This window comes from Xanthomonas sp. NCPPB 1062 (genome assembly GCF_041481705.2).
GTDB classification, from domain to species: Bacteria; Pseudomonadota; Gammaproteobacteria; order Xanthomonadales; family Xanthomonadaceae; genus Xanthomonas; species Xanthomonas euvesicatoria.
In genome coordinates this window covers 1,279,046-1,291,474 of sequence record NZ_CM192987.1, presented here as the reverse complement: position 1 = coordinate 1,291,474, position 12,429 = coordinate 1,279,046, and the positions used below count along the sequence as shown (strand labels likewise).

The 12,429-nt window shown below is 60.6% G+C and carries 9 protein-coding genes; 1 reads left to right on the top strand and 8 read right to left on the bottom strand.

The window, feature by feature from the left end:
• Positions 1–262 precede the first annotated feature (262 nt).
• Positions 263–1,837: a serine/threonine protein kinase gene (gene xopAU, locus ACCQ16_RS05690; protein ID WP_277572814.1), complete on the top strand. Its 1,575-nt coding sequence runs from the start codon at positions 263–265 to the stop codon at positions 1,835–1,837.
• 246 nt (positions 1,838–2,083) lie between these two features.
• On the opposite strand, the gene ACCQ16_RS05685 is transcribed toward xopAU, so the two are convergent.
• The 8 genes from ACCQ16_RS05685 to ACCQ16_RS05650 all read right to left on the bottom strand — a co-directional run bounded on the left by ACCQ16_RS05685 (position 2,084) and on the right by ACCQ16_RS05650 (position 12,295).
• On the bottom strand, positions 2,084–2,350 hold the full coding sequence (locus ACCQ16_RS05685) for an XAC0095 family protein (protein ID WP_016851301.1): 267 nt from the start codon (positions 2,348–2,350) through the stop codon (positions 2,084–2,086).
• A gap of 305 nt (positions 2,351–2,655) precedes the next feature.
• Positions 2,656–3,372 (bottom strand): M48 family metallopeptidase, encoded by a 717-nt coding sequence (locus ACCQ16_RS05680; RefSeq protein WP_136733024.1) that lies wholly within the window; start codon positions 3,370–3,372, stop codon positions 2,656–2,658.
• A gap of 3 nt (positions 3,373–3,375) precedes the next feature.
• Positions 3,376–6,486 (bottom strand): type I restriction endonuclease subunit R, encoded by a 3,111-nt coding sequence (locus ACCQ16_RS05675; RefSeq protein WP_136733025.1) that lies wholly within the window; start codon positions 6,484–6,486, stop codon positions 3,376–3,378.
• A 36-nt stretch (positions 6,487–6,522) separates the two neighbouring features.
• Entirely contained in the window at positions 6,523–7,284 is a 762-nt protein-coding gene (locus ACCQ16_RS05670; protein WP_234878371.1) for an ATPase, read from the bottom strand.
• A 61-nt stretch (positions 7,285–7,345) separates the two neighbouring features.
• On the bottom strand, positions 7,346–7,621 hold the full coding sequence (locus tag ACCQ16_RS05665) for a hypothetical protein (protein WP_136733027.1): 276 nt from the start codon (positions 7,619–7,621) through the stop codon (positions 7,346–7,348).
• 59 nt (positions 7,622–7,680) lie between these two features.
• Positions 7,681–8,628 carry an endonuclease NucS domain-containing protein gene (locus ACCQ16_RS05660; protein ID WP_136733028.1) on the bottom strand — a complete coding sequence of 316 codons (948 nt, stop codon included), beginning with the start codon at positions 8,626–8,628 and terminating at the stop codon, positions 7,681–7,683.
• A complete protein-coding gene (locus ACCQ16_RS05655; protein ID WP_136733029.1) occupies positions 8,625–9,881 on the bottom strand; it encodes a restriction endonuclease subunit S in 1,257 nt (418 codons plus the stop codon). The genes ACCQ16_RS05660 and ACCQ16_RS05655 overlap by 4 nt, the downstream gene beginning before the upstream one ends.
• Entirely contained in the window at positions 9,878–12,295 is a 2,418-nt protein-coding gene (locus ACCQ16_RS05650; protein WP_372380228.1) for a type I restriction-modification system subunit M, read from the bottom strand. The genes ACCQ16_RS05655 and ACCQ16_RS05650 overlap by 4 nt, the downstream gene beginning before the upstream one ends.
• Between the last annotated feature and the right edge of the window lie 134 nt (positions 12,296–12,429).

The following is a 12,429-nucleotide window of genomic DNA, read 5'->3' as shown; positions in this document are numbered from 1 at the left end:
GGCTGGCGATCGTGTTGAACGCGCACGTTGGCCACCACAGCCGGCGCCGATCCCGCCGCGCCAGCGGCCAAGACATGCAGCACCCGCGCAACTTCGCCCACGCCTGCACTGCTTCGTGCATTGCTCCCTCCGCATGCACCACTGCCTCAATGATGATCAAAGTGACGCAGCCGGCATCGCCGCTGAGTGGCCCCTGGTGCCAGCGGCTCACTCCAGCTGCCGCGTGTTGCAAGCGAACCGCCAGAGCCACCTCCCCTGATCGTTGACCCCACTGTCCTCGACCATGAAACAGATCTCCGGCAACTTCACTCTCCCCTCCACGGCGCTGCGCGCAGACGCAGAGCGCGATGCGCCCGAAACTGCACAGGCGCCCGAACCACACACCCCGCCCCATCCTGACGCAGACCATCCGCTCAACCTGCTGGAAAAAAGAAGAAGCATCACCGGCGTACTTGCCGACGAACGTAAGCGTCTGGAGGTCGTGGTGCCCCGCCTGCAGGCAGCGTTGGCACCGCACACCTGGTCCTCATCCAGTAGCGACTCGCCAACGACGCCTGTCACCGGCCGCAGCCCCCGTCTGGACCCGCACCCCGGCTCACCGACCTGGGCCTGTCTGCTGGAGACGCCGGCGCGCCTGTCGGCCCTTGCGGGCGCCGACAGCAGTGACGCATTCCAGAACTTGCGCAACGCACGGCGGCTGGTCAGCGATACGCGTCATGCCCGGCAGCACGTCGTGCTGAGCCCGCGCCTGGTGAAATCGCTGACCAGCCGCTCCGAACGCCCGGACTTGATCCAGAAGCTCTCGGCGTTGAAGCCCGGCGCCCTGGATGTAGACAATGGATTTCTCCACGTAACCCTGGAAACCGGGCACGCAGGCACTGCAGGAACGCTGGACGCCATGCCCACCGTCGGCACCGGCGCATCCGCCTCGACCTACGCGGTGCGGCTGGCCGAAGATCTTTGGCAGGGCGAGCAAAATTGCGGACGCGACTTCATCTTCAAGGCCTTGTTGCGCACCGACCCGCAACGGCCGATCCCGCCGACATTGTGCGACCCTGCCACCGCTGCAGACGCACCGGCGCTGCAGCAACGGGTCGCTGAGCGCAAAGCCATGATCTTCCAGGAGTATCAAATGATCAGGTCGGTGGATGCAGTGCCGTATATCGTGCGCGCCCACGGCGTGGTGCAGATCGAACACACCTTCGGCATTTTGCTGGAGAAAATCGACGGCATCAGCGTGCGCAGCATGATTGGCCGCGCACGCACAGCGCTGCAGCAAGGCGCCATCAGCGCAATAGAGTATCTCGGCCTGGCCCGGCAGCTGATGGCCGACGTACTGGTGGGGATCGCCTGCTGCGAAGACGCCGGCATCGTGCATCAGGACATCTCGCACAACAACGTCATGTACGACCAACCCATGAAGATCTTCCGGCTGATCGACATGGGGCTCGGCGCAGAAGAAGGCGACCCTAACCGCGGCGGCACACCGGGCTTTTACGACTTGAGCACCCCTGCCAGGCATGCGCGCGACGTCTACAGCGTGGCGCAATTGCTGGTGCATGTGCTCAAGCGCCCCGACTACAACATGGGCATGATCGGGATCAATCGCGCCAAGACCGCAGACACCTTCCCCTTCATGGATGCGTTGCAGGCTCTCCCGGCCGACCACAAGCGCATTGTGGTCCGCTTCTTCAACAGCATGCTGGACGACGGAACCGGTGAGCGCACCAAGGCAGAGAGACTGCTGCGCGACCCATTTTTCACCGAACCGCCGCTCCCGCCCCGTGATCGGATGCACCGCACCTACGAAAAACTGAAGCGCCTGCCTTCTTTTTAGCAGCAATTATTTTTAGCAGCGCCCACGTTACAGGTGAGCGCGAGCCAATAGACCACGTAGGTTGTAGTGGCTGGGTCTAGAAGCGCGGGATTGAAAAACAAGTGAGCCAAGTGTGCACGTACGCGCGCAGTCTGAGTGCTGATACGGGCATTCGATCGGCACCGCTGCGTGCTGCCATACCCGTGCCGATCATGCGTCCATTCGGCGGTGATCCAGACGTCAACAGGATCCGGAGGGCACAACACGTCATGGCAACGGATGCGCCCCTTCGATGACAGCGCACTCCACATCGTCCAGCACCCGGCCCACCTGCTCGGCCAGTAGCTCCAGGCAGAACGCCAACTCATCCATGCAGATAGCCGGCTGCCTAGCCTGCTCTTCGGCCTGCGTGCGTGGCTGTGCCAAACGCGCCAAAAAGCGCATGTGGTCGCGCAATTGCTGCAAACGGTATTGCGCGCCTTCTGGCAGGTAGTAGCCCGGGTGTGACTGCACATCGCGTACAACGTCCGACATGGCCTGCTCCTCATTCCATGGAATCAGCCCGCCCGCCGCAAGGCGGTGGACGGGAAGTCGGGAGGCTCGAAACCGCTAACAGCCGGCGGGCGTATTCCCCTTGCGGGTGTTGTATTAGCCGCCCTCCCGACGCAGATCATCACGTCGGTTGCGCCCACAAAATATGCAGGCACAAAAAACCCACCGGTTTGTCGGAGGTGGGTACCGCTGTTAGCGGAGTTTCGAGGCTCCGTGGGGTGATCGTGCTACTGCAGGAGATTTACGTCAAGCGCTAACGGACCAATGCACAGCCCACGGATACATGCTCAGTAGTGCCAGTCTTCATGCCGCACCGGCAAATCGTTTAGCTGCCGCCGCAAGTGCGGCCAGTGTGGTAAGTGCAAGTCCATGAGCGCAATGAAGCGCGCGTTGTGGGTGGGCTCCAGCAGGTGGATCAGCTCGTGTACTACGATGTATTCCAGGCACTCGGGTGGCTTTTTGGCAAGGTCTGTATTGAGCCGGATGTATCCAAGAGTGTGGGTGCAGCTGCCCCACTTGGTTTTCATGCGTTGAACGAAGACGCGTTGCGCCTTGACCTGAAGCACGGGCTCCCACTTGTCCAGTAACGTGGGCACGGCCTCGCGCAGTTGCTGCCGGTACCAGCGATCGAGCACCTGCTCGCATCGCGCCTGATCTGCGCCCGGCCGCACCTGCAGGTACAACTTGCGTGGCGTCAAGCCCACCGAGGGTGGCGCATCGACAAAGCGGACCTCAAGCAGATAGCGCTTGCCCCAGACATGGTGACTTTCCTTGTTGAGAAACTCGCGCGGAGTCTCGCGCTGCTGGGCCTGCAGCTTGCGCTGCTGCGCACGGATCCAGGTGAGCTTGGAGATGACGAACAGACGGATGGTTTCGAGCGCCATACTTTCCGGCGCGGCAATCCGCACCTTTCCCGTCGGCGGCAGCACGCTCAAATGCACGTGCTTGATCGGCTTGCGAGTCACCTCGGCGCGCAGCCCACCCAAATCCAGCACATCCAACACCTGTCAGTACTCCTTCTGCGCAACCACGATGGGGAACAGCCGAGCGACCTCGTCGATGTCCTTGAGTACGTCAAACATGGCCTGCTTAACCATCTGCTCTTTCGCCACCACGCCACGCCAGCCATCCGGCCGCCGCGCCTTGATTGCACCATCCAAGGCCAGGGCGGTTTCCAGGGTCTTGCCCCTGCCTGCATATGGGATCTCCGGCTCCCGCAGGGTGTTGCCAACCACGTGATTCTTCAGGTTGTTGTAAAGCGCCTGCTGCCCGAGCGTCTTCAGTCGCACGGGCGTGTCGTCGGCCTTGCCGGCATTCACTTTCTTGGCCACCTCGGCAATGCGGGCCAAGTACTCTTCATATTCGATCGCCTTTTCCTTGCGGAGGCGAATGATCTCGTCCAGCAGAGCCGACATCTTGGCAAAAAATGCCGGGTCGGTCAGTTCTTCCTTCAGGATCTTGCTGCGGACATTGTTCTCGATTGTTTCGGCAATCGACTCTTTGTTGCCCTTCATCTCCCCCAGTCGCTCGGCAATGGCATCGGCTATGCCGGTCTTGACGATGAGGTCCAGCAAGCCGATACCATCGAAGGGGGAAATCTTTCGCGGAGCCTGCGCCTCGATATAGGTATCGATGAGGTGGCGCATGTCGGCCTCGAAGGGCTTCAGGTCAAGCGACTCGCCCGCCGCCTTGCGGATGATCTCACGCAGGTCCAGGTAGTGCTTCTGCTGACGCTTGATGTCCTCGATCTGCGCGGCCGTGTAACCAGCCGCTTCCAACTCGTCGGCCAAGTTGGCGTATGCACGCACCAGCGCGACGACACTTTTGTAGAGCGCCACCCGGTGGTGCTCACGCGCCCGCAGGTCGTCGGCAATCTCGGTGTTTCCGCAAAAATAGTGGATATGCTCCAGGTCGCCCCTGGGCGGCCCTACCGGCTCGCACAGCAGGGCCAGCGCCTCCAGTGCATCGTCAAGGCGTTCACGGCCCGCCTCCACCCGATCCTTGAGCAGGATCTGGGGATCAGACTCTCCAGTGCTGTGGTCAAGCTCTGCGGTATAGACCGCAATTGCCTTTTCGACCTTCTTGAACAGATCCTTGTAATCGACGATGTAGCCAAATTCCTTGTCGTCGCCGTCCAGCCGGTTGGTGCGGCAGATTGCCTGGAACAGGCCATGATCCTGCATCGACTTATCGATGTAGAGATACGTGCAAGGCGGGGCGTCGAAGCCTGTCAGGAGCTTGTCGACAACAATCAATAACTTCATCTTCGCAGGCGTCTTGACGAAGGCGTTCTTGACCTGCTTCTCGTAGGTTTCGGTCTTGGTTTTGCCGGACTCGGCCACAACGCCCTTCAATAGCTCGTTGTAGGTGTTATAGATGAATTGCCGGTCGCTCTCGGTATTGGCACCGGTCTCTTCCTTGCTGATATCCGAGGCCTGCGGATTGTAGGAGGTGACAACGGCACAACGGCCTCTGAACACCGTCTTGTTGAAGCGCTCGAAATACTTGCACGCCTCATAAATGCTGGAGGCGACCAGGATGGCATTGCCCCGCTCATCGTTAAGACGCGGCTTGACCGCAAAGTCATGGATGATGTCCATCACCACCCGGTCCATGCGGGCACGCGAACTGAGCACGGTTTGCAACGTGCCCCATCGGCTCTTCAGCTCGTCCTTTTGCCAGTCGTTCAGCCCGCGGGTCTTGGCGTCGAACCATTGGTCGATCTGCTCGTTGCTGCCTAGCCTCTGGTCGATGTCGCGGGCCTCGTAGACCAGATCCAGCACCACACCGTCCTCCACGGCTTCGGGAAACTTGTAGGTGTGGATGTAGCCGCCAAAGACCTCCAGGCTGGTCTGCGCATCGGACTTCAACAACGGTGTGCCGGTAAAGCCGATGAACACCGCATTGGGCAGCATGGCTTTCATCAACCGGTGCAGTTTGCCACTCTGCGTGCGGTGACACTCGTCCACGAACACCACGAGATCGCCCTGGGTCGGGCTCGGCTGCGCCGCCAGATCTCGCAGAAACGCTTCGAAGTCGTCCACGTCGCGGCGCCCGAACTTGTGTACCAGCGCGCACAGCAGCCGGGGGTTTGGCTGGGCCAGCTGGGCCATGAGATCGCGCCCGCTTTTGCTGCGGTGAATCGTCTCGCCTGCATCCTGGAATACGCGCTCGATCTGCTGATCCAGCTCGTCGCGATCAGTGATGATGGCCACACGCGCGGCAGCATTGTTCTCCAGGATCCAGCGCGCAAGCAGAACCATTAGGATGCTCTTGCCCGCACCCTGGGTATGCCAGATCACCCCGCCACGCCGCTGCTGCACATGTGCCTGCGCGGCTTTGACGCCAAAGTACTGGTGTACGCGCGGCAGCTTCTTAACGCCCCCATCAAACAGCACAAAGTCGCGCAGCAGCTCCAGCAGACGCGTTTTGCCACATAGCTTGACCAGGTATTTATCCAGTTTATAACCGGTGTTATCGGCTTCGTCTTCCTTCCAGGCCAGGAAATATTTTTCCTGGGTTTCGATGGTGCCGTAGCGCAGGCCTTCCGAATCGTTGCCCGCCATGACCAGTTGGATCGTACTGAAGAACCAGTCGTTGAACTCCGGTTGCTGGTTGGACAGGCACTGGCGAATGCCCTCGCCTAGCCCCACGCGACTGTTCTTGAGCTCCAGCACGCCCATGGCAATGCCATTGAGGTAGAGCACGATGTCCGGCCGACGCTCATGCCCGCCTGCCAAGGTCACCTCTTCGGCCAGGGCGAAGTCGTTGTTCTCGGGCGTGTGCCAGTCCACCAGATGCACGGTTTCGTTCACCTGGCCGGCCGCCAGCTTCACAGAAACTCCGTAGCGCAGCAGGTCGTACACCGCTGCATTGGCGGCATAAAGCGTGCGCCCATGCAACAGTGTCTCGGTACGGAGCTTGTAGAGCGCAGAGCTGATGTGCGCGGGGCTATAGCCACGCCGGTCCAGGTGCTCGCTGAGCAGTCCTTCTTCCAGGCAATGGTTGCCAACGCGGTCGGCCCAATCTCCCAGATAGCGATAACCTAGTTGCTCGGTGAACAGTTGGACCACACGCGCCTGTGTCGCACGCTCAGACTTGTTGATGCGATCGCTCATGCAGCTTCCTTGGCGGGCGTGTCGTGTTGCAAAGATCTAGGTATCAGGGGTGGCCGACGGGCCGGCTGTCTGGAACGACCGCCAAAGCGAAGTGGTGGTAAACCAGGCCGGCAACGCGTCTGCATGGATGTGCAACTCATCACCGTCCACGATCTCGGCGAGCAACTCGTGGGCTTCGCCAGAGTTGTCGAACACGTAGGCACGATTGGAGGCGGCGCAGGCAGCATCCAACAGGTCGATGGAGCGTCGGTACCGTTCACGCACCTTGTCATCCGGCACATCGTGCCCGCCCTGCGCGACCCGCTGCGCCACGCGCGCAAGATTGATGGCCGGGTCATCGGTGGCGACAAAGTACAGATACGTGCGGTAACCGCGCGCCTGTGCCTGACGCATGAAATCGATCTTGTCCGGCGAGGACATCACCGTCTCGAAAGTAAAGGTCGCGCCCTGCTCCAGTAACTGCCTTCGAAGTCCGTCGGCCAGCACCGCAGCCACATAGGAGTTGATATTGGGTTGCGGAAGCTGCAGCGTGCCACTGGCATCAATCACCAGCGTCTCGGCCACACCCTCTAATCCGTTTTTGCGCAGCAGAACAGAGTGCGCCAGATGTTCGCGCATGCGTGCCTGCAACTCGGCAGGCGGGCACTGCAGATCGAACGACCGCAGATCCAGCGCACCGGTCTGCCGCAGCTGCCGCTCGATGTCGTCTGCATTGACGTAGACCCCGATCCACTCAGGGCGCAAATGTTCGTGAATGGTGCTCTTGCCCGAACCGTTGGGCCCGGCAAAGACCCGCATGCGGGGCTGGGCAGCACCAACGGCGGGGCCGGCGTCGTCTACACCTTGCGCCATCGCCTAATCAGCGTTCCGCCGCTGGCTTTGACGCCGGCTTTCCGCCCCGCCTGAGTACTGCGCCGGCCGACACCGGTGTGCTCTTGGGCAAGCGTTTGATTTCCACGTCCTTCCCGCTGACATGGCGTTCGATCAACCACCCGGCGGCAGACTTCATCACCACCCGCCCGCCCTGGCGTAGGGCACGCGCATGCGCCTCCCGGCCCGCCTGGGCGGCCAACGCGGGGATATGGGACTCTGCGGTCTGCATGGAGGCTTCGCTGAGAGGCTTGGTACGACGCATGGTGCTACTCCTCTGATACGGCGTAGGGCCATTGTGCAACGTCCGCGCACGGGCTGCCATCACTGCCGGATCAGCTTGAAACTGAGTTGATAGCGGTAAAAACCAATGCTGGGCACCGCCGCCAGCGCCCAGCGCAGTTTCTGGTCGTCGTCCAGCGCAATGATCACCCCTTCCACGGCTTGATGCGGCTCAGCGATCTGCTCTTTCACATAACCCATGTAGCGCAGGATCTGCCCCACCACCACGTCCGACGCCCGGCCGCGCTTGAGTTCCACCACCAGCAAACGCTGGCCATCCTTGCTGACCGCCAGGATGTCGATGGGGCCTGCATCTGTGGCGTATTGCTGGCCGACCAGCTCGCCATCTTCCTCGTAGATCTTGAAGGTCTTGGCCAGCTCGGTCTGCGCCCAGTGCTTCACGAGGAAATCTTCCAGGTGCTTTTCCATGGCAAAGGCCACCGGATCTTCCACCACCGGGTCGGTGGCCACGATCATGGGCGTGGCCTGGCCCGGCAGCACCGCCAGAAACTGCTCGATCTCCTGGTGGTGATCGGTGATGGTGCTCACCGTACCGATGGACCCGGTGGAATTGCGCAGCGCTTCGCTCATGGCCGCGCGCGCAATGGTCATGGGCAACCAGTCCACCTGGCGGCGGTGCGGCAGCACCTGCCCGGGCGCGTAGCGGTACTCGCCCGCCACGATGCCCACGTGATACACGCCAGTGCCGTCCGGGCACAGCACCACGTCGCCAGGCCGGATGCCCTTGGCCACCGTCCACAGCGCACCGCAGGCCAGGCCGGCGGCAATCCTGCTCTTGTCGGGGTGGCCAGCCAGAAACACCGGGATGAACTCAGCATTGAAGAGCCGCCACTGCTCGGGCAAATGGCCGTCGAGATCCTTCGCGATACCGAAGTCCGCGCCGATGAATCCGCCTTTTAGGCACTCGGCGGCATACGCGCTCTGGCGGCCCAGCATCACCCGGTAGTACTGTCTGGACGGTTGGATCATGCGGCAGGCTCCACCAGGCGGATGCGGCCGGTTAGCAAGGCCTGGGCCATGGATTGCTTGAGGGCACGGGCTTTGGTGAGGCGGGCTTCGAGAGTAGCCAGCTCGGCATCCATGTCATAAAGAACTTCGGCGATTGCTGCTTGCTCTTGCGCCTCCGGCAATTTCACCTCGATGTCCCCGAGAGCTTTAGCGTTGATGTGCACTACTGCATCACCCTGGCCTTTGCTTGCTTTCTGGCGCACCACTGCCGGCACGTTCAGGAGATAGCCCAGAAACATTGAGTCAACCACTATCGTCGGGCGAAGAATCAAGATGTCGCCACCTGCGTATGCGGGCATCTCATCAAGAAATGCAACGCACTTACCAATCTCTTCTTTGGTTTCGCCAGATCCTGCAAACAGCAGATCGCCTTGGCGAATCAACGTCGCGGATGCTGCGACAGAAGGCGAAATCCACGAAGTGAAGCTTCGGACATGATCTGAATGCGTGGTATAGATTTCACCGTAGCGAATACACGGAAGATCGCCACTGAGAGCTTCATCGCGCTTGACACCAGCCCCCTTCAAGAACACACCCATGCAGCTTAATTTTGACTTTTCCCAAGGACAGACAAAGCCCGGCAACCGCCGCTTGCCGGTGAGCAGCTCTTGCATGGCGCCTTGCTTGATCTGGCGCTTCTTGGTCAGCAGTTGCTCCATAGATTCGATCAGAGCGTCCATGTCAGTTAGCGCCGTTGCTATCGCCAGCTGTTCAGGCAATGGCGGGAGCTTCAGCTCAACACGACGAAGATTCTCCTGCCCAATATTGGCGCGTACCGCACCCTGACCCATCGCAATGATCTGGCCCCGCACATCTGACGCCCGCAGCGCATATGCGGCGAAATTCGCGTCAATAAGCGTTGAGATTGGTCGAGCTCGAATGACGAATCCGCCGAACACAATACGCTCGATGCCGAGATAAGCTGCAGCAAGCCCTACCTCGTCACCAATTTCCGACGTTCGATTGAAGACCAGGTCACCCTTTCGCACCTCGTATGCAGCGACTGCGGCATCGGGCAGATCTACCCGCCCAGATATCTCATGGCCTTGCAGATGTGAAAAAGTTATGGGCTCAAGTACATTGATAAAAGGAATGCCTTGCCCGTAGGCTCGCCGATCTGCATTTACGCCGTTCTTGAACTCATACAGAGCTGAGAGTGACACCTGCACCCACGTGCCAACATCGGATACGGACTCGGGCTTTTCTCTACTCATGCGAACCCCATCTTCGCTAGATGCCCGGCCACCCGCACTTCCAGATCATCCACCTGTTGAGCAAGCTCAGGCATTGTTCGCCCATAGCGCTCAGCTAGCTCCTTCACTCGTCCAGTCAATGCTTGACTGACACGTTCAAGTTCGCGATGCACGGCCATGTTCAGTGTGGCCAGCCACTTGTGGTCCACCACCAGGGATTTCACCTCGTCGGGCGTCAGCGTGGGATAACGCGCCAAGGCTTTGGCATCCAATTCGGCTTTCAGCGAAGCGATACGCTTCTTCAATGCACTGGTTTTCTCAGACAAGGCCAGCCACTGCTTCAGCACCGCCAGCTCATCAGCCGCATCGGCATCCTTTGCTATTTCCTTGATGCGCGACTTCACTTCTTTGTCGTTGATCTTGTCGAAACCACTGAACACCGCATCTTCGCCGCTGTGCTCTTCTTCCAACTCTGCTTGCGCAGCCTGGGCACTTTCCAACTCAACAGCCAGCCGATCCAGCTCCGCCTGCTCGGCGGCAAAGTGGTGTTGTACCAGCAGCGCCTTGGGCACCAGATCGCAGGCCCAGCCTTTGTCCACGGTCTTGCCCGGCGTGCCGTCCTTGTTCTTCTTGGTTTCCAGCACGCGGTAGGGCTGCGCCTTCCAGCCATCTTCTGCAATCAGGTAAGCGTCGTCCTGCAGCGTGGTCGCCCAATAGTCCAGCAGATGCTGATACACCGCATAGGGATCGATTAGCGGCTGCGCGGCGGGCTGGTGCTGATAGTGGGCCAGCAGACCTTCGGCCAGCTCGTGGATCAGTTCCTTGGGGCGGAAGCCCGGCACCAGCGCCTTAAGCCGCTCCGCAGCCGGCGTCCGCCACGCCTCGAAGTGGACGTTCATGGCCTGGATGTAGGCCTGGAACTGCGGATGCTGGTAGATGATGGGCTTGATGGCCGCTGGCGCCACGGTTAGGTCCAGGTAGCCCGGCCGGCGTGGGCGGAACAAGGCGGCCTGCAGTTGCGGGCATACCGCCCAGTAATGGCCAAGTGCATGCAGATCCGCCTCGGGGATGCCGCCGTTGAGATGGGCATCGATATCCTGCTGATCTTCTGGCGTGCTGCTATCGATGTAGCGCGGCAGGTTGAGATTAAAGTCGTTCTTCTCAATCTCTTCCAGGCCCACCATGCGCGCATAGCGCGGGTTGCTGTCGGAAAACGTGGTGAAGGCATCGACGATGCGGTGGATGTCGCGTTCGCGCAGGCGGTTCTTAGGGCCATCCTTGATGAAGCCGCGCGCGGCATCGATCATGAAGATGCCCTTGCGCGCCGCAGCACCGGCCTTGTCGATGACGATGATGCAGGCCGGGATGCCGGTGCCATAGAACAGATTGGCCGGCAGGCCGATGATGGCCTGGATCAGGCCGCGCCGCACCAGATTGCGACGGATCTCAGCCTCGGCGTTGCCGCGGAACAACACACCGTGCGGCAGGATGCAGGCGCCGCGGCCAGTGCGCTTGAGCGAGCGAATGATGTGCAGCAGATACGCATAGTCGCCCTGCTTGGCCGGTGGAGTGCCGAAGCCTTCGAAACGCTGATAGGAATCGCCGATGACGCCAGTACTCCAGCGTTTGTCGGAGAACGGCGGGTTGGCGACCACGTAGTCGAAGGTCTTCAGCGCATCGCCCTGCAGGAATTTGGGATCGGCCAGAGTGTTGCCCTGCTCGATCACCGCGCCCGGGTTGTGGTGCAGGATCATGTTCATGCGGGCCAGGCCGCTGGTGACTTCGTCCTTCTCCTGACCATAGACGCTGACCTGGGTGGGCGCGGCCTCGGCCACCTTCAACAGCAGCGAACCTGATCCACAGGTCGGGTCGTACACAGTGGTGTTGGGGCTGGTCTTGGCCTTGGCGATGCCCAGCACCTGGGCCATGACCCGGCTAACTTCGGCAGGGGTGTAGAACTGCCCCTTGCTCTTGCCACTTTCGGTGGCGAAGTGGCGCATCAGATATTCGTAGGCATCACCCAGGATATCGTCGCCATCTGCACGGTGGCGGCTGAAATCCAGGTCCCGGGACTCGAAGATGCCGATGAGGTTGCCGAGCTTCTCGACCTTTTCCTTGCCTGCACCGAGCAGGGACGAATCGTCAAAGTCGGCCTTGATGCGTAGCCGGTTGGCGTCTTCCAGCGGGCGGATGATCTTCTTGTTGATCTGGTCGCCGATATCGCTCTTGCCCTTGAGCGCCACCATGTCGGCAAAGCTGGCGCCTTTGGGAATCTGGATAGGCGCGAACGGCTGGCCGGCATACTTGTCGCTGATGTACTTGATGAACAGCATCACCAGCACATAGTCCTTGTACTGGCTGGCGTCCATGCCGCCGCGCAGCTCATCGCACGAGGCCCAGAGCTTAGAGTAGAGATCGGATTTCTTGATGGGCATGAGGTCTAGGAATTCTTCTGTTGCAACGTTATGTGCCCAAGTCCGCTGTGGAACAGCTTGGACGAAGCCGCGGGAGCATAGCCGGCTTGCAAAGGCCGGGAAATGTTTGGTGAAAAGGGTGACATGAAGAACGT

Coding starts and splice junctions, on each gene's coding strand:
- ACCQ16_RS05685 (WP_016851301.1), bottom strand. CDS start 2,350: ATGTCGGACGTTGTACGCGATGTGCAGTCACACCCGGGCTACTACCTG.
- ACCQ16_RS05675 (WP_136733025.1), bottom strand. CDS start 6,486: ATGAGCGATCGCATCAACAAGTCTGAGCGTGCGACACAGGCGCGTGTG.
- ACCQ16_RS05670 (WP_234878371.1), bottom strand. CDS start 7,284: ATGCGGGTCTTTGCCGGGCCCAACGGTTCGGGCAAGAGCACCATTCAC.
- ACCQ16_RS05665 (WP_136733027.1), bottom strand. CDS start 7,621: ATGCGTCGTACCAAGCCTCTCAGCGAAGCCTCCATGCAGACCGCAGAG.
- ACCQ16_RS05660 (WP_136733028.1), bottom strand. CDS start 8,628: ATGATCCAACCGTCCAGACAGTACTACCGGGTGATGCTGGGCCGCCAG.
- ACCQ16_RS05655 (WP_136733029.1), bottom strand. CDS start 9,881: ATGAGTAGAGAAAAGCCCGAGTCCGTATCCGATGTTGGCACGTGGGTG.
- ACCQ16_RS05650 (WP_372380228.1), bottom strand. CDS start 12,295: ATGCCCATCAAGAAATCCGATCTCTACTCTAAGCTCTGGGCCTCGTGC.